14 protein-coding genes are annotated in these 17229 nt (G+C 32.5%); 10 read left to right on the top strand and 4 right to left on the bottom strand.

Translation table 11 applies throughout. The features are described from left to right. The 5 genes from N5D90_RS16230 to N5D90_RS16250 form a co-directional block, all read left to right on the top strand. On the top strand, positions 1-515 hold a 515-nt coding region (locus tag N5D90_RS16230), incomplete at its 5' end, for a GLPGLI family protein (protein ID WP_280063323.1). A 1-nt stretch (position 516) separates the two neighbouring features. Beyond that, complete coding sequence (locus N5D90_RS16235; RefSeq protein WP_280063324.1) at positions 517-1287, top strand: GLPGLI family protein; 771 nt, start codon at positions 517-519, stop codon at positions 1285-1287. Positions 1288-1332: 45 nt separating this feature from the next. After that, complete coding sequence (locus N5D90_RS16240) at positions 1333-2592, top strand: CinA family nicotinamide mononucleotide deamidase-related protein (protein WP_280063326.1); 1260 nt, start codon at positions 1333-1335, stop codon at positions 2590-2592. A gap of 69 nt (positions 2593-2661) precedes the next feature. After that, entirely contained in the window at positions 2662-2997 is a 336-nt protein-coding gene (locus N5D90_RS16245) for a GIY-YIG nuclease family protein (RefSeq protein WP_280063328.1), read from the top strand. Positions 2998-3119: 122 nt separating this feature from the next. Beyond that, positions 3120-4280: a dicarboxylate/amino acid:cation symporter gene (locus tag N5D90_RS16250; RefSeq protein WP_280063329.1), complete on the top strand. Its 1161-nt coding sequence runs from the start codon at positions 3120-3122 to the stop codon at positions 4278-4280. Positions 4281-4342: 62 nt separating this feature from the next. On the opposite strand, the gene N5D90_RS16255 is transcribed toward N5D90_RS16250, so the two are convergent. From N5D90_RS16255 to N5D90_RS16265, 3 genes are all read right to left on the bottom strand, one after another. Next, positions 4343-5578 (bottom strand): DEAD/DEAH box helicase, encoded by a 1236-nt coding sequence (locus tag N5D90_RS16255; protein WP_280063330.1) that lies wholly within the window; start codon positions 5576-5578, stop codon positions 4343-4345. A 76-nt stretch (positions 5579-5654) separates the two neighbouring features. Beyond that, positions 5655-6746: an RluA family pseudouridine synthase gene (locus N5D90_RS16260; protein WP_280063332.1), complete on the bottom strand. Its 1092-nt coding sequence runs from the start codon at positions 6744-6746 to the stop codon at positions 5655-5657. Between the two features lie 11 nt (positions 6747-6757). Then, the gene (locus tag N5D90_RS16265) at positions 6758-7726 is read right to left on the bottom strand and encodes a PASTA domain-containing protein (protein ID WP_280063333.1); all 969 of its coding nucleotides are present in this window, start codon (positions 7724-7726) and stop codon (positions 6758-6760) included. A gap of 91 nt (positions 7727-7817) precedes the next feature. Here N5D90_RS16265 and N5D90_RS16270 point away from each other — a divergent pair, with 91 nt between their 5' ends. The 3 genes from N5D90_RS16270 (at position 7818) to N5D90_RS16280 (ending at position 11560) form a co-directional block, all read left to right on the top strand. After that, positions 7818-8807, top strand: a complete 990-nt coding sequence (locus N5D90_RS16270; protein ID WP_280063334.1) for a D-alanine--D-alanine ligase — start codon at positions 7818-7820, stop codon at positions 8805-8807. Next, positions 8795-9256 (top strand): pantetheine-phosphate adenylyltransferase, encoded by a 462-nt coding sequence (coaD, locus tag N5D90_RS16275; protein WP_219033660.1) that lies wholly within the window; start codon positions 8795-8797, stop codon positions 9254-9256. Before N5D90_RS16270 ends, coaD begins: the two co-directional genes overlap by 13 nt. Before the next feature lie 108 nt (positions 9257-9364). Beyond that, positions 9365-11560 carry a M12 family metallo-peptidase gene (locus N5D90_RS16280; RefSeq protein WP_280063335.1) on the top strand — a complete coding sequence of 732 codons (2196 nt, stop codon included), beginning with the start codon at positions 9365-9367 and terminating at the stop codon, positions 11558-11560. 57 nt (positions 11561-11617) lie between these two features. On the opposite strand, the gene N5D90_RS16285 is transcribed toward N5D90_RS16280, so the two are convergent. After that, positions 11618-12214 (bottom strand): ribonuclease HII, encoded by a 597-nt coding sequence (locus tag N5D90_RS16285; RefSeq protein WP_280063337.1) that lies wholly within the window; start codon positions 12212-12214, stop codon positions 11618-11620. 102 nt (positions 12215-12316) lie between these two features. Between N5D90_RS16285 and N5D90_RS16290 the strand changes: the two genes are divergently transcribed. Beyond that, positions 12317-15496 carry a SusC/RagA family TonB-linked outer membrane protein gene (locus N5D90_RS16290; protein WP_280063338.1) on the top strand — a complete coding sequence of 1060 codons (3180 nt, stop codon included), beginning with the start codon at positions 12317-12319 and terminating at the stop codon, positions 15494-15496. A gap of 12 nt (positions 15497-15508) precedes the next feature. After that, a complete protein-coding gene (locus N5D90_RS16295; protein WP_280063339.1) occupies positions 15509-17095 on the top strand; it encodes a SusD/RagB family nutrient-binding outer membrane lipoprotein in 1587 nt (528 codons plus the stop codon). Positions 17096-17229 lie beyond the last annotated feature (134 nt).

The following is a 17229-nucleotide window of genomic DNA, read 5'->3' on the forward strand; positions in this document are numbered from 1 at the left end:
AGAATGGGCAAGGACAGATTGTTTTTATAAAGAAAAGTGCACCATATATGTATTTTGGAACAACTTATTTCAATCATGCAAAACAAGAAACGTTGATGCAACAAGATGTTTATGGAAAAAAATATATTGTTTACGATAAAATAAATAATCTTGATTGGAAATTATCAAATGAAACAAAAAATATTCTCGGATATAAAGTACAAAAAGCAACAGCAAATTTTAATGACAGAATATTTGTAGCTTGGTTTGTTCCAGAAATTAAAACAGATTTGATGCTTATTAATTTCAAAAGTCCAGGCGGTTTAGTTCTTGATCTTGAAATTTCTTATGAGGATGAAATGGGGAAATATTTTGGAGTTTATAAAGCAAATTCCATCAAAGAAAAACCTAAATTCAAATTTATTGTTCCGACAAAAGGAAATAGACTTTCGAGCGATGAATTAGATAAAATTTGGGATGACCTTGATAAAAAAAGAAATGACGCTAACAATCAAGGAATAGAAAAAAAGGACTAATATGAAAAAAATAATCGCACTAATCATTCTGATTTCAAACATTGCAAGTGCACAATTTTATGAGGTAGAATACGAAACATTTGTAAGTTATATTAACAATGAGAAAGGTCTTGAAGAGTTAATGAAAACAGAGCCAAGTGTAAGTGAACGAAACAAAATTATTGAAGGTAATGCTAATCCGCCTAAAGAGTATTTTAAATTTATTTTCAATGAAAAAGAAGGCAATGTTAATTACATCAAAAAAGTGAATAACGGACAAGGAGAAATTGCAAGATTTATTATGGTACCTCCTAATTTGAATACCAATTTTAGTTATTACGATTTTGAAAAAGGTTCGTATTTAGAAGAAAGAGATTTATATGGAAAAAAGTTTTTGATCGAAAATAATTTTAAAACATTAGACTTTAAAGACACAGGAAATACAAAAACTATTTTAGGGTACGAAGCAAGAGAAGCTACTTATTCGAAAGATAATGTTAAGTTTACTATTTGGTATGCCCCAGAATTTAAAAAGAATTATAACATTGATATTTACAAAGGAGTTGAAGGATTGGTTTTAGAAGAATTGATTCACGAAACCTACGAAAAAGGTGATAGAATAATTAAAATAAATGCACTTAAAATTAATACCCCAAAAAAAGCAAAAATTGTAAAACCAACAAAAGTACAAAAAGTTACGAATGAAGAGTTTTACGTGATAATGAAAGAAATAAACCGAAAACGAGACGAATTATACGAACAATCTCAAGGAAATGGTATTGATAAAAAATAGATAAAAACCCGAAACTTGCTTAACTTTAAGCAAGTTTTTTTGTGTATGAAAATTAAAGCGACATTACTCACAATTGGTGATGAAATTCTTATCGGACAAATTATCGATACAAATTCGGCATTTATCGCCAAACAATTGAATACGATTGGGATTGAAGTGGAAGAAATTATTTCTGTTCAAGACGAAATGAGTCATATTATTGAAGTTTTCGAACGAGGAATTTCTAAATCAGATATTGTAATTGTAACAGGAGGTTTAGGACCGACAAAAGATGATAAAACCAAAGCAGCTTTGTGTCAATTTTTAAATTGTGAATTAATTCAAGAACCTAAAATTTTAGAAAATATTGTTCAATTATTTCAAGCAAGAGGTTACACAAAAGAATTAAATAGTTTGAATCAAGATCAAGCTTTAATTCCAGAAAAATCTACATTTATTCAGAACAAATATGGAACGGCGCCATGTCTTTGGACTACAATTAATGATAAAATTATAGTTAATCTTCCAGGTGTTCCTTTTGAAATGAAAGGTTTGATGCGTGATGAAATTATTCCGAGATTACAAAACCAATTTCAATCAGAAACTATTGTTCATCGTGATATTTTGGTCAGTGGAATTCCAGAAAGTGACTTGGCTCTCTTGGTTGAAAATTGGGAGAATAATTTGCCCGAATTTATTCATTTGGCATATTTACCAAACCGAACATCGATTGATTTACGATTTTCTGCATTTGGAACGAATAAAGAATTTTTACAAAATGAAGTTCAACATCAAATCAATCAATTCAAATTAATTGCTGGAGAATATTTGATTTCCGAAAATTCTGGAAGTGCGCAACAAGTTTTGGGTGATATTTTAAAAGAAAAAAGATTGACAATTTCGACTGCCGAAAGTTGTACTGGAGGAAATATTGCAAGTTTGATTACGTCTGTTTCGGGAAGTTCTGCTTATTATTTCGGAACTATTGTTTCGTACAACACTTCGGTAAAAGTAAATTTGCTCAATGTGAATCAATCTGATATTGATGAATTTACAGTTGTTTCGGAACAAGTTGCTGAACAAATGGCTAAAGGTGCTCGAAATCAATTAAAAACGGATATTAGTATTTCTACAACTGGTGTCGCTGGTCCAAACAAAGGTGAAGACAGAAAAGAAGTTGGAACAGTTTGGATATCGATCACAAATGGTCATTCAACATGGAATAAAACATATTATTACCCTTATTTGGATCGAGAAGATTTCATCAAAATTGTTTCCAATAATGCACTTAATTTGGCAATTCAGTTTGTGAGAGAGGAGTGTTAAAATAATGACTCATCGACAAGCTCAGAGTGACATAAAAAGATTATAAATAATACTGCGGTCATTCTGAGCATGTCGAAGAATAAAGCTTTGTTTATGAGAAAAATATATTATGTCTACATTATAAAATGTTCTGACAATTCGTATTATGTAGGGGTGACAAATAATCTCCAAAAAAGAATTAATGAGCATAACGATGGAATAGATTCTATGAGTTATACTTTTTCGAGAAGACCAGTTAAACTAGTTTTTAATCAAGAATTTTTAGACGTAAACTATGCAATAATTTTTGAGAAGAAATTGAAAGGTTGGAGTAGAGCTAAAAAAGAAGCTTTAATTAATAATAGATTTGAAGATTTACCTTTATTATCAAAAAATAGAAAAGACTCTTCGACAGGCTCAGAGTGACAATGTTCTTTTTATTTTGTATTTTGTTAATTCATATAATTTCAAAGATTTAAAATATTTCTTAAAATATATTTAGTCTATTAAATTAATAGAGTTTATATTTGTCGCAAATTTTGTGTCAAATGTTAAAAAAGATTGTGAGCAATACATTATTTCGATTGCTTTTGGGTGTGATTGCCGGTTTGGTTTTAGGAAATTATCTGAACGAAAATACAATTCAAGTTGTTTTATCCTTAAAATATTTTACAGGACAATTAATCTTCTTTTTGGTTCCGTTAATTGTAATCGGTTTTATAGTTTCTTCAATTACGAAATTAAGCGAAGGTTCAGCTAAAATCGTAGGTTTTTCATTGTTAATTGCCTATTTATCTTCGATAGGAGCGGGGTTGTTTTCGATGATAGCAGGTTATCAAATCATTCCAAATTTATCCATTCCAACTTCTGTTGATTCATTGCGAGAAGTTCCAAAAATTTTATTTCAATTAGATATTCCGCCAATTTTTTCGGTGATGACGGCTTTGGTTATCTCATTGATGTTGGGAATGGGAATTTTGATTACAAAAGCGAAGGAATTAGAGAAGATTTTTGATCAATTCAAAGATATTGTGATTCTTTTGGTGAATAAAGTTTTGATTCCTATTTTACCTTTTTTCATTGCTGCGAATTTTGCAATTTTAAGCTACGAAGGTTCTATTGAAAAACAATTTCCAGTTTTCTTAAAAGTAATTTTGATTGTTATTGTTGGTCATTTTATTTGGATGACATTAATGTATACAATCGCAGGATTTTATCATAAAACAAATCCATTCAAACTTTTGAAATATTATCCGCCCGTTTATTTAACGGCAGTTGGAACAATGTCTTCGGCGGCGTCTTTGGGAGTTGCGGTAAAAGCGGTGAATGATAGTAAGGTAATTAAACCTACGATTTCTAATTTTACGATTCCATTTTTCTCGAATACACATTTATGTGGATCAGTGTTGACCGAAGTTTTCTTTGTGATGACGGTTTCACAAGTTTTATATGGTCATATTCCAGATGTTGGAACAATGGTAACTTTTGTCTTGCTTTTGGGAATTTTTGCAGTTGGCGCACCAGGAGTTCCGGGAGGAACAGTTGTCGCATCGTTAGGATTAATATCAAATGTTTTAGGATTTGATGAAGCTGGAGTCGCTTTAATCTTGACTATTTTCGCATTACAAGATAGTTTTGGAACAGCGTGTAATATTACTACTGATGGTGCATTGAGCATGATTGTAGATAAATATGCAGAAGAGAAATAATTTCAACTCATCTATAAAGTATAAAAAAAATCACTTCATTTCGAAGTGATTTTTTTTATAAATTATTTTCTTCTTCCTCGATGAGGATTCTTTGGTTTTGTATCTTTTTTAGGTTTAAAACCAGTATTATTTTTCTTGAAATTATTATTGTTACTATTTGCGTCAGGTAATTTATAAAACTCTTTTGGCGTTTTAATCACCGTCACATAATTACCAATTAATTTCTCAATATTTGCCAAATCTCCTCTTTCATCGGCAGCACATAAAGAAATAGCTTTTCCTTCCCGTCCTGCACGACCAGTACGTCCAATTCGGTGTACATAGGTTTCAGGAACATTCGGTAATTCGTAATTAATCACATAAGGTAATTGATCAATATCGATTCCACGAGCAGCAATATCAGTCGCAATTAATACTTTTAATTTTTCTTCTTTGAAATCATTTAAAGCACGTTGTCTAGCATTTTGAGATTTATCACCATGAATTGCAGCAGCTGGAATTCCTGCTTCTTCCAAGTGTCTTACCAAACGATTTGCGCCGTGTTTTGTTCGTGTAAAAATCAAAGTACGATCTTCTGGATGTTCGTTTAAAATGCTAACCAAAAGTTTTACTTTCATGTCTTTGTCTACATGATAAACAAATTGCTCAACCGTTTCGGCAGTCGAAGAAACAGGTGTTACGCTAACTTCTTTTGGACGACGAAGAACTGAATGAGAAAATTTTCGAATGTTTTTTGGCATTGTTGCCGAAAAGAAAAGTGATTGTCTTTCTTTTGGAATGATTTCTAAAATCTTTTTGATTTCATGAACAAATCCCATATCCAACATACGATCAGCTTCATCTAAAACAAAAATCTCGATTTGATTAATTTTTAAATGTCCTTGTCCAATCAAATCTAACAAACGACCAGGCGTTGCAATTAAAATATCAACACCATTTTTGATAGCACCGATTTGTGGATTTTGATTAACACCTCCAAAAATAGCCAAATGTTTCAATGGTAAATTTTTACCATATAATTTAAAACTTTCGTTGATTTGAATGGCTAATTCACGCGTGGGTGTTAAAATTAATGTTCTAATTTTTCTTCCTTTACTCGGAGAATTTGTTAAGTTTTGTAGAATAGGAATCGCAAAAGATGCCGTTTTTCCTGTTCCTGTTTGCGCGCAACCAATAATATCATTTCCTTCTAAAACTAAAGGAATAGATTGCTCTTGAATTTCGGTTGGTTCTGTATATCCAGCCTCTTCAATTGCGTTTAAAATTGGTTCAATTATATTTAATTCTGAAAAATTCATTGATTAAAATCGTGTAAGTTTTTATATAGAAATAGATAAGCACTTCCGTCGAAGTGCTTTGTAATTAAAAATAAATCTATTCCATTTCTTTTGCGTTGCGATCAATTTTTTCATCAGGTTCTGTTGCATGAACAGAGTTTACGGAATAATTTCTCCAACGTTCTAAAATATCTATCATATCAGCAGGCATCGGAGATTCAAAATACATACGTTCTCCTGTTGTAGGATGATCAAATCCTAATGTACGTGCGTGTAAAGCTTGGCGTGGACAAGCTGCGAAACAATTGTCAACAAACTGTTTGTATTTGTTGAAAGTTGTTCCTTTCAAAATGCGATCTCCACCATAACGAGCATCATTGAATAATGGATGTCCTAAATGTTTGAAATGCGCACGAATTTGATGTGTACGACCTGTTTCTAATTTACATTCGACCAATGTAACGTAAGAAAAATTCTCCATTACTTTATAATGTGTCACAGCATGTTTACCTTGATCTCCATCAGGAAAAACAGCCATTTGCATACGATCTTTTAAGTGTCGACCAATATGTCCTGTAATTGTTCCTTCTTGTTCTGCCAAAACTCCCCAAACCAATGCATTGTACAAACGGTCTGTTGTGTGAGCTGCAAATTGTTCTGCTAAACTTGTCATTGCAACTTCTGTTTTCGCAATAACCAAAAGTCCGCTTGTGTCTTTATCGATACGATGTACCAAACCAGGACGTTCCATTTGATCTGACATTGATGGTAAATTATCAAAATGAAACTTTAAGGCATTTACCAAAGTTCCTGTATAATTTCCATGTCCAGGATGCACAACCATTCCAGGTTCTTTATCAATTACGACAACTTGATCGTCTTCGTAAATAATTTTGATCGGAATATCTTCTGCTATAACTTCATTCTCACGTGGAGGAGTTTCTAACATAATCTGAATAAAATCTCCAGGCTTTACTTTGTAATTCGATTTTACAGATTCATTGTTAACTAAAATGTTTCCGTTATCGGCTGCTTGTTGAATTTTATTTCTTGTCGCGTTCTCAATTCTAACCATTAAGAACTTATCTATACGCAATAACGATTGACCTTTGTCAACCGTTATTGAAAAATGCTCGTATAATTTATTGTCGTCTTCCTCTTGCAAGAAATCTTCTAAATCTTCTGTCATTTATTCTCTTTCTATTCTATAATAACCTCTTCTGGAGCTTTAGGCGCTTCTGTAGGCTTTGGCTGCTCTGTTGTCGGATTATTTTGTTGTTGCTGTTGTTGCATATCTTTGATCTGCTGTTCAGCTTTTTGTGTAATAATATCTCTATATTGAGAACCGCTAATTGTATCTTCGCCAAAGTTTTTGTACTGAACATCCAATTCTTTTAACTGCGTCCTAATTTTATCGCGAGGTTCTGTTGATAACCAAATATCAATTGGTTGACCTTGATCGTAAGTGTCTGTAGCAAAAGGGAACTGATAAACAACCCTTGCGTTAATTGTATCGTGAGATGCGCCAATAAATTTTATTTGACCAATCTCGAAGAAATTATCTTTGATTGATTTCTTAGCTTCTGTCAATGTTAAATTAACCAAATTAGGCATTCTAACACCAGATAACATTCCGCGTCCTAATACCAAATCAACTGTCGCAAAACGAGGTAATTGTTCGCCTGCTTTTACAATTTTTCCGTTGTATAATATTTTAAGAACTGCATCTTTTGCTAAATCTGGTTCGTAAATGATTTTTCCGATTTTAAGACCAGAAATTTCTAATTGCGTAAAGGCCAAACGTTTTGATTTTCCAACTAAATCTGGTAATTCAACTGGACGATATGTTTTCGGATTTGACTTAATAAAGATACGACGACCTTCTTTTACACGCGATTCTGCTGCAGGATAAAAATCCATAATTGCAAAAGGTTTCGTATTTGGATCAAAACGAGAACTATCTACTTCGTATGTCAAACCAAGTTCTTCTAACTTAGCTGTAGCATCAGTTATATTCATTTTAGATAAATCCGGAACTTCAACAAATTCATTGTGATTTGTATACGAATCTAACCAAACGTTAAAAATAAAATGGTAAAGCCCAAATGATAGCGCTATTACAATAGCTACATTCAGCAAAACTTGAATGATTGATTTTACTCCTTTCATTGAAATGATAAATTGTCGCACAAATATAGTTTAAAAATAATATTTATGATTGATGTCAAAGTTCTATATTTGAATAAATTTTAAATTAAACATGTTAAGAGTAGCAGTTGTAGCAGGTGGATATACGGATGAAAGCGTGATTTCGTTGAAAAGTTGCGAGTTAATTTACTCAAGTCTGAATCCAGAAAAGTACGACAGAACAAGGGTTCGAATCTTAAAAGAAGGTTGGTTTGCCGAAATTGATGGAGAAAAATATCCAATCAATAAAGGTGATTTCTCATTTGAAAAAAATGGAGAAAAAATTACGTTTGATGTCGTTTTTAATACAATTCATGGTACGCCAGGCGAAGATGGTTATTTGCAAGCGTATTTTGAAATGATTGATTTGCCATACAATGGATGTCCTTTTTATCAATCTGCCTTAACATTTAATAAAAAAGATTGTATTGCAGTATTGAGTAAATATGGAATTCCGCACGCGAAATCAATTTATATTAATCAAGGTGATCAATATTCTGCAAAAGAAATTATCAATAAAGTTGGTTTACCTTGTTTCGTAAAGCCAAATCGTTCAGGATCAAGTTTAGGAATTTCTAAAGTTCATAAAGAAGAAGAATTTGAGGCAGCAATGCAAAAAGCTTTTCTTGAAGATAAAGAAGTTTTGATCGAATCTTTCTTAGATGGAACAGAGGTTTCGGTTGGAGTTTTAAATTACAAAGGAGAAACAATGGTGTTGGGAATTACGGAAATTGTTTCGCACACAGAATTCTTTGATTATGATGCAAAATATAACGGTTTGTCTGACGAAATTACGCCAGCTCGTTTAACGCCAGAAGTTGAAGCAAGAGTAAGAGAAATTGCAGCTAAAGCATATAAATGTATTAATATGTCTGGATTTTCTCGTTCAGAATATATTATTGTAAATGGAGAACCGCATTTTATTGAAATGAATACGTTACCAGGTTTTTCTCCTGCAAGTATTTTTCCTCAGCAAGCTGCTCATGCAGGAATTGCATTAGAGGATTTGATGGATAGTGAAATAGAATTTGCTTTAAATAGACCTTCAGCATGGATAGAGTAGCCGTATTTCCTGGGTCTTTTGATCCAATTACTTTAGGACATTTAGATATTATAGAGCGTGCAGTTCCTTTATTTGACAAGATTATTGTTGCCATTGGAACAAATTCATCGAAGAATTATATGTTTTCTTTGGAGCAACGAATTAAGTTTATTGAAGATTCTGTTGCGAAATTCGAAAATGTAGAAGTGATGGCTTATAAAGGTCTGACTGTAGATTTTTGTGATGAGGTAAATGCACAATTTATTTTACGTGGACTTCGTAATCCAGCCGATTTCGAATTTGAGAAAGCGATTGCGCACACAAACCGAGCAATTACAAATCATAATATTGAAACAATCTTTTTATTAACATCTTCTGGTAAAGCTTACATCAGTTCAAGCATTGTGCGTGATGTCATGCGAAACGCAGGGAAATATGAGATATTAGTTCCAGATGTTGTGAGGATTTAAGAAGATTTTTTCTATTAAATATTGAGAGAGTAGATAATTTATCTACTCTTTTTTTGTGCTATAAAATTTGAAAAGCAATATATTTACAACAATTAACACAAAATAAATATGAAGAAATTAATTTTACTATTAATTGCGTTCGTATTTAGTACGCTTACTTTTGGTCAAGAAAGGCCGATTGCTAAAAAAGTAGAGCAAGCTAAATTAACGAGTCGTAGTTTCAAATCGTATGATGTATTCAGCGATGTAATTCAACAAAAAGGGAATCAATTTGCAGACTTTGCAAAAGGAGTTTCTGTTTTTAATTTAGAAAAAGCAGAATTAACTAAATTATATCAATCAAAACCAACTTCTTTAACATTAGATGTTCCGTTTGAAGGGCGTCAAATTAGTTTAGAATTAGTAAAGAATGATGCATTGTTTACGGATAATTTTAAAGCAGTCGATCAAAATAATAAATTAATTAATTACAAACCAGGATTGTATTATCAAGGAATTATCCAAGGCGATAAAACGTCTGTTGTTGCAATTTCTATTTTCGAAGATCAAGTAATTGGTGTGGCTTCTTCTACCGCTTTAGGAGACGTGGTTATTGGTAAATTAAAAGATTCTGAAGAATATGTATCCTATTCGTCTTATAATGTTGAAGCAAAAAATAATGTACAATGTGCAGTAGATCAACTAGAAGAAAATAAAAATTATAAACCATCTTTTGATGCAAAAGTATTGAAAAATACGACAAATGAAATGACAGAAAGATGTGTTCGTGTGTATTATGAAATTGCTTATGCTCCTTATAAACAAAACGGATCTGACGAAACAAAAACATTAGATTGGTTAACAGCTATTCATAATAATATTGCAACACTTTATTCAAACGATTACATAAGAACATCATTGTCTCAAGTAATGATTTGGACAGAACAAGATCCTTACACTGGTAATTATAGTGCTCAGTTAAATAAATTTAGAACTACAAGAACTGATTTTGATGGAGATTTTGCTCACTTGGTTAATTATCCATCATCTACATCTGTTGCCTATTTGGATTCTATGTGCAACAATCAATATCGATATGCATATTCTGGAATCAATATGACGTACAATAATATTCCGGTTTATTCGTGGACTATTATGGCAATGACACATGAAATGGGGCATGCCTTAGGTTCGCCACATACACATTCATGTTCTTGGAACGGAGACGGTACTGCAATTGATGGTTGTGCACCAACTTATGATCCTGGTTTAGCAGAGGGTACATGTCCTACAGGTCCAATTCCTTATGCCGATAAAGGTACAATTATGAGTTATTGTCATTTGTTAGGAGGTGTAGGGATTAACTTTTCGAATGGATTTGGTGAACAACCAGGTGCTTTGATTCGTGCAACTGTTGATGGTAAAGTTTGTTTAAGTACAGATTGTAGTATGACTTGTCAACAAACCATAAAATCTGTAAATGGAGTTTTAAATGATTTGAGTATTACCTACACAATAGAAGACGAAGTAGGGACAAAATGGATTTATAAATTTCAAAAAATAGGTGCTCCAGAAGCACAATGGAAAGAAACAACTTCTAAAACTTTAACGTTTGATAACTTAGAAAAAAACGCTTATTACAGAATAGAAGTTGCAAATAAATGTTCTGAAACATCAAATTCATCGACAGTTTCAACAATTATAGAAATTCCTGGAGATTATTGCAACGGAGATTTGTATTACGATTCGGGTGGAGCAAATGGTAATTATTCTCCAAATGAAAATATTGTCAAAATATTCAAACCAGCAATTGAAGGAGAAAAAGTATCTATCACATTCACTGAATTTGATATTGAACCAGCAGGTGATGAAATTTATGATTATATGAGTATATACAATGGAATTGGAACCAGCTCAGGTAAATTATTTGAAAATGGGAATAAACTAAATGGTAATCAGATTCCTGGACCATTTGTTTCAACAGATAATTCTGGAGCTATTACAGTTCGTTTCGTTTCAGATCCTGGATTAGAACTAAAAGGATGGGCTGCCTCTATTAATTGTAATACTTTAGGACTTGCAGATATTAACAATCTCGAATTTAAGATATTCCCTAATCCAACAACAGATTTTGTAAATATTACAACGAAAGAAAATATTGTAAGCTATCAAGTTTATGATATGAATGGAAAATTATTAGTTGGTAAAAATAAATTAGATAAAAAAGAAATTAAAATTAATTTAGAATCTTATCCAAAAGGAATTTATTTATTGAATATACAGACAGATAAAAGAAGTTACACACAAAAAGTAACAAGAAAATAGATACTATTTGAAGCACATTAAAAAAGGATACAATTTATTGTATCCATTTTTAATTTTTTATAAATCTAAACTCAATTGATCGGGTAATAATTTAAAAGACATCCGATGATACGGTGTAGGACCAAACTCTTTTATCGCTAAACGATGCGCTTTAGTTGGATATCCTTTGTTTTTTTTCCAATCATACATCGGAAATTCATTGTGAATTTTTTCCATGTATTCATCTCGATACGTTTTTGCTAATATAGAAGCTGCTGCAATATTCATATACTTAGCATCTCCTTTTACAATACATTCATGCGGAACATCATTGTATTTATTGAAACGATTCCCATCAACGATAATAAAATCTTTTCGGCAATCTAATTGATCAATAGCTCGATGCATAGCCAAAAAGCTAGCGTTTAAGATATTTATTTCATCTATTTCATTCGGCCAAACAATTCCAATTGCCCAATATTTAGCATTTTCTTCTATAAATGTTCTCAACGAATTTCTTTTCTTTTCAGATAATTGTTTTGAATCATTAATAATATCATTTTCAAAATCTTCTCCTAAAATAACTGCTGCTGCTACAACTGGACCACTTAAACAACCTCTTCCTGCTTCATCACAACCTATTTCATATTCGTGATTTGATAAAACTTTATACAATTTTTTATATTTTTAACAAAGTTATCAAAATTTAGCATAAAAAAGTTTTGTAAATGTTATAGAAATCTTAAGTTTATAAAAGTTTTAAAAATGTTTTAACAGATGAGGAGAAATTTAAAAAACTTGTTTGTATTAGGAGGACTTCTTTTAGGAGCTTCTTTATATGCACAAGAAAAGACAGTTACAGGAACTGTAACAGACTCTGATGGACTTCCAGTAGCTGATGCTGTTGTAAAAACTACATCAGGAAAAGAAGCTTACACTGACGAAAATGGGGTGTTTAGTATTGAAGCTAAACAAGGAGATTTAGTAACAGTAGAAGCAATGGGATTGCCAACTCAAACTTTTTCAGTTGGTACTGGTTCAGAATATAATGTAACTCTTAAGCCTTCTGAAGTTGTAGAGTTAGAAGGGGCTGTTGTTACAGCATTAGGAATTACACGTGAGAAAAAATCTTTAGGATATGCATCTCAAGAAGTGAAAGGTGATATTATCTCGGCAGGTGGAGGAGCAAATGCTTTACAATCTTTATCAGGTAATGTTGCGGGAGCTCAAATTACAGCACCATCTGGTTTAGGAACTTCTGCACGTGTTGTATTACGTGGTATTGGTTCTATTACAGGAGAAAATAGACCATTGGTTGTTATAGATGGTGTACCGATGGATAACTCTAACTATAACTCAACTTCAACACAAGGAGGTTCAGGAGGACGTGATTATGGTGATGGAACTTTTGATATAAATCCTGATGATATTGAATCGATGAACATATTAAAAGGTGGTCCTGCATCTGCATTATATGGTTCTCGAGCGAACAATGGTGTAATTATGATTACAACAAAATCTGCCAAAAAAGGAAGAGATGAAATTGTATTTAACACAGGAATAGCTTTTGAGTCGTTAAATATTTCACCAAAATTACAACAATTATATGGAGGCGGTTTTGATACTGTTTTTGACCAAGTATCGATAGGAGGAGTAACTTATAATGTTGTTGATTATGGTGCTGATGAATCTTGGGGACCTCGTTTGGACGGACAACAAGTATTACATTGGGACGCTTTTGATCCTAATGATACAGCGAATTATTTAAAAACAAGAGCGTGGTCTGCTGCAAAAAATGATTATAATACATTATATAATACAGGGATAGCTTATACAAATTCTGTATCTTTTGCTAAATCGTATGAGAATACATCTGCTCGTATGTCGTTATCTCATTTGGATCAATCAGGTATTTTGCCTAACACAAGTTTAAAAAGAACAACAGCTAATTTGAATTTATCAACAAAATTTAATGATAAATTAACAGCTAAAGGAGGTTTAACTTATGTTAGAACAAACGGATACAATCGTCCAGAGTTTGGGTATGGAGATAACTCAATTCCTCAAAAAATGTATCAATGGGGACAAGTTCAGTTAGATTATAATCGTTTAAAAAATTATAAAACATTATCAGGAGAGCAAAAATCTTGGAATCGTACAGCTTGGAATGATGCTACACCAAAGTATTCTGATAACCCATATTGGATTTTATATGAGAACACATCGACTGATCAACGTGACCGTTTCTACGGAAACTTTGAATTGAAGTATGATATCTTGCCAGGTTTATACGCTGTAGGAAATATCTATGGAGATAATACAACATTAAATATTTCTTCGATAGTAGCAGAAGGGTCTCAAGCACAAGCAGGTTATTCAGAGTCAACTCGTGATAAAACGGAGATGAATTACGAAGCTCGTTTGCACTTTGATAAAAAATGGGGAGATTTCAGTTTAAACTCTTTCGCAGGGGTTAACAGAAGACACGAAACTTATACTTCATTATCAGCAAATACAAATGGAGGATTTATTGTACCAGGTTTATATACGATTAATAATTCTGCACAACAAGCATCTGTTACAAGTTATAAATGGAAAAGACGTGTAAACTCTGTATATGCAAGTGTGTCTTTGGGATATGCAAATATGCTTTTTTTAGAAGGAACAGCACGTAACGACTGGTCTTCTACTTTACCATCAGGTGATAACTCATACTTTTATCCATCTGTAACAGGGTCATTTGTGTTCTCTGAAATAATAAAAGCTCCTTGGTTGAAATTTGGTAAACTTAGAGCTGGGTGGTCGCAAACAGGTAATGACGCTCCAGTGTTCTCAATTAGAGATGTTTATGAAAATACAGCATTCAGCGGTTCTTCATTCAATGGAGATCCATACTTCTTAAATTCTTTATCAAAGAAAAATCAATTCTTGAAACCAGAATCTAAAGATGCTTGGGAAGTAGGTTTGGAAATGCAGATGTTCAACAATCGTTTAGGATTTGATGTAACATATTACCACGAAAAAACATACGACTTTATTATGCCAGTTGCAGTTGATCCATCAACAGGAGTTACTACAAAGTATATGAATGCAGGAGAAGCTGTTAATAAAGGAATTGAATTAATGTTAAACATTGTACCTGTTAGAACAACTGACTTTGAATGGGGAATTAATGTAAACTTCGCTAAAAATGACAACGAAGTAACAAAATTGTATGGAGATCTTGAGCAAGTAACAATAGGTTCAGCCCCTTTCAAAGCAACAGTAAATGCAATGTTAGGAGAAAGATATGGACAAATACGTGGAACTGACTTTATTTATGATAGTGAAGGTAACAAAGTGGTAGGAGCAAGTGGATTATATTTGTCTTCAGGTGTTAAAAATTTAGGATCAATTCTTCCTGATTGGAATATGGGAATTAGAAATAATTTCTCATATAAAAATCTAAGTGTATCAGCTTTGCTTGATATACAACAAGGAGGGAAATATTTTTCTGTAACAAATATGTTTGGAATGTACTCTGGTATGTTAGAAGAAACTGCAGCGAATAATGTTCGTGAAACAGGTACTATTTCTCAAGGGGTAACAGGAACTGTAACATCTAATGGAGATGGTACTTATACTGTAACAAATACAGCACAGAATACTAAAAATGTATCAGCAGCATCTTATTATGGACATTACTATTCTGGACCAACAGCTCAAAATGTTTTTGATGCAGATTATGTAAAATTAAGAGAAGTAACAGTATCTTATACTTTTCCTAAAAAGTGGAGTGGACCTTTTTCTAATGTAGTAGTATCTGCTTTTGGTAGAAATTTAGGTACTTGGGGATTAGACAATAAACATATTGACCCAGAACAAGCATCTGGAGGTAGTGGAAATATACAAGGTTTAGAGGGTGGATCATTACCATCTACAAGAACTTATGGTATGAACCTTAAATTACAATTTTAATTTTAAAGAATTATGAAAAAAAATATCGGAAAATATTTGTTAATGGCTACCTTATTAGGTTCTACAGCAATGTTCATTTCTTGTGATAATGGTTTGGAAGCTATTAATGAGAATACAAACAATCCAGAAATTGTACCTACATATACAATTTTTAATGGAGCTAATAGATATTTGATGAACTATACACGTGATGGTTGGTGGTCTGCTCGTATGACATTGCCTTGGATGCAGTATTCTGCACAAAATAATTACATAGACGAAGATAAATACAACTATCGTGATTCTCAAACGACAAATGGTTGGATATATCTGTATCGTGTAGCAAATAACTACAAAGACATTATCCAAAGATGTGAAGATCCTACAACAGCTACTCAAATGAGTGCTTTTGGAGATATAGAAAATCAAATTGCAATTAGTCGTATTATGTTGGCTTATACATTTGATAATTTAGTAACTCATTTTGGAGATGTACCGTATTGGTCTTATGGAAATAAAAATGCAGATTTTCAAGCGTTGCAAGTTGATGACTATATAGCTCCTAAATATGCCACCCAAGAAGTTATTTACACAGATTTATTGAAAGAGTTAAAAGAAGCTTCAGAGCAATTAGATGTTAGTAAATCAGGTTTTACAAATGGAGATAACATATACGATGGAGATGTAGCGAAATGGAAAAAGTTTGCGAACTCATTACGTTTACGAATTGCTAATCGTGTAAAAGATAAATTACCTGCAGCACAAACTCATATTAATGAAGCTTTAGCTTCAGGAGTATTTACATCTAATGCAGATAATGCAGCGCACGCGTTCGGATCTGCAGATGCAGAAGGTAATCCATTTTGGAAATTATTCTATGTAGATAATCGTACAGATTTCTATGTAAATAGAACTTTCGTTCAATTATTAAAAGGTGAGAAAGGTTCTTATGGGTTAGATCCTCGTTTATTTAAAGTAGCAGCTCCAATTGGATCAACTGCTGCAGAGATTAAATCAGGTTCAGAATCTCAATCAAGAGACTTGACTAAATACACAGGTATGCCTTATGGTTTACCAACTGTTGAAACTGGATTCTCGTCGTCTGCAATTAACTTCTTTAATTCAAACTATACTAAAATTAATAAGGCTGAGGTATTAATGGAATACGCTGAGGTTGAGTTTATTTTAGCTGAATTAAACGGTTGGTCACAAGCTAATTACGAAGCTGGTGTTAAAGCAAGTATGGAGAAAATGGGTGTTGATTCTGCAGAAATTACTGCTTTCATTGCAACATTACCAGCTGCTACTCAAGAGCACGTTTTAAATCAAAAGTATATTGCTTTATTAGGAAATTCTGATGAATCTTGGAATGAGTACAGAAGAACTGGTTATCCAAACGGAACTATCTTATTAATGCCAGGTGCTACAGGAACAAGACCTGATGGAACTACTTATGTATTTACTCCATTAATGTCTGGAAACGTAGTTGCGTCTGATATACCAGGACGTGTAAGATACCCAATCGGTCAACAAACATTAAACAAAGCGAACTGGACAACAGCTTCAGCTGGTTTATCTAACGGTGACGAAATTAACTCTAAGTTATATTTCGCACGTTAATATTAAGACTTAGTCAAAATATTATAACATTAAGACCTCTCCTTATGGAGAGGTCTTTTTTATTGAATAAAATTCAGAATTTGTTAAACATAAAAAAACCGTAGAAATTTCTACGGCTTTTTATTATTATATTT

The organism is Empedobacter sp. GD03797 (assembly GCF_029842105.1).
GTDB classification, from domain to species: Bacteria; Bacteroidota; Bacteroidia; order Flavobacteriales; family Weeksellaceae; genus Empedobacter; species Empedobacter falsenii_C.

Bases quoted from the DNA above. Each gene is read 5' to 3' on its own strand.
- N5D90_RS16255 (WP_280063330.1), bottom strand. From the start codon at position 5,578: ATGAATTTTTCAGAATTAAATATAATTGAACCAATTTTAAACGCAATT.
- N5D90_RS16250 (WP_280063329.1), top strand. From the start codon at position 3,120: ATGTTAAAAAAGATTGTGAGCAATACATTATTTCGATTGCTTTTGGGT.
- N5D90_RS16235 (WP_280063324.1), top strand. From the start codon at position 517: ATGAAAAAAATAATCGCACTAATCATTCTGATTTCAAACATTGCAAGT.
- N5D90_RS16260 (WP_280063332.1), bottom strand. From the start codon at position 6,746: ATGACAGAAGATTTAGAAGATTTCTTGCAAGAGGAAGACGACAATAAA.
- N5D90_RS16270 (WP_280063334.1), top strand. From the start codon at position 7,818: ATGTTAAGAGTAGCAGTTGTAGCAGGTGGATATACGGATGAAAGCGTG.
- N5D90_RS16295 (WP_280063339.1), top strand. From the start codon at position 15,509: ATGAAAAAAAATATCGGAAAATATTTGTTAATGGCTACCTTATTAGGT.
- N5D90_RS16280 (WP_280063335.1), top strand. From the start codon at position 9,365: ATGAAGAAATTAATTTTACTATTAATTGCGTTCGTATTTAGTACGCTT.
- coaD (WP_219033660.1), top strand. From the start codon at position 8,795: ATGGATAGAGTAGCCGTATTTCCTGGGTCTTTTGATCCAATTACTTTA.
- N5D90_RS16290 (WP_280063338.1), top strand. From the start codon at position 12,317: ATGAGGAGAAATTTAAAAAACTTGTTTGTATTAGGAGGACTTCTTTTA.
- N5D90_RS16265 (WP_280063333.1), bottom strand. From the start codon at position 7,726: ATGAAAGGAGTAAAATCAATCATTCAAGTTTTGCTGAATGTAGCTATT.
- N5D90_RS16245 (WP_280063328.1), top strand. From the start codon at position 2,662: ATGTCGAAGAATAAAGCTTTGTTTATGAGAAAAATATATTATGTCTAC.
- N5D90_RS16240 (WP_280063326.1), top strand. From the start codon at position 1,333: ATGAAAATTAAAGCGACATTACTCACAATTGGTGATGAAATTCTTATC.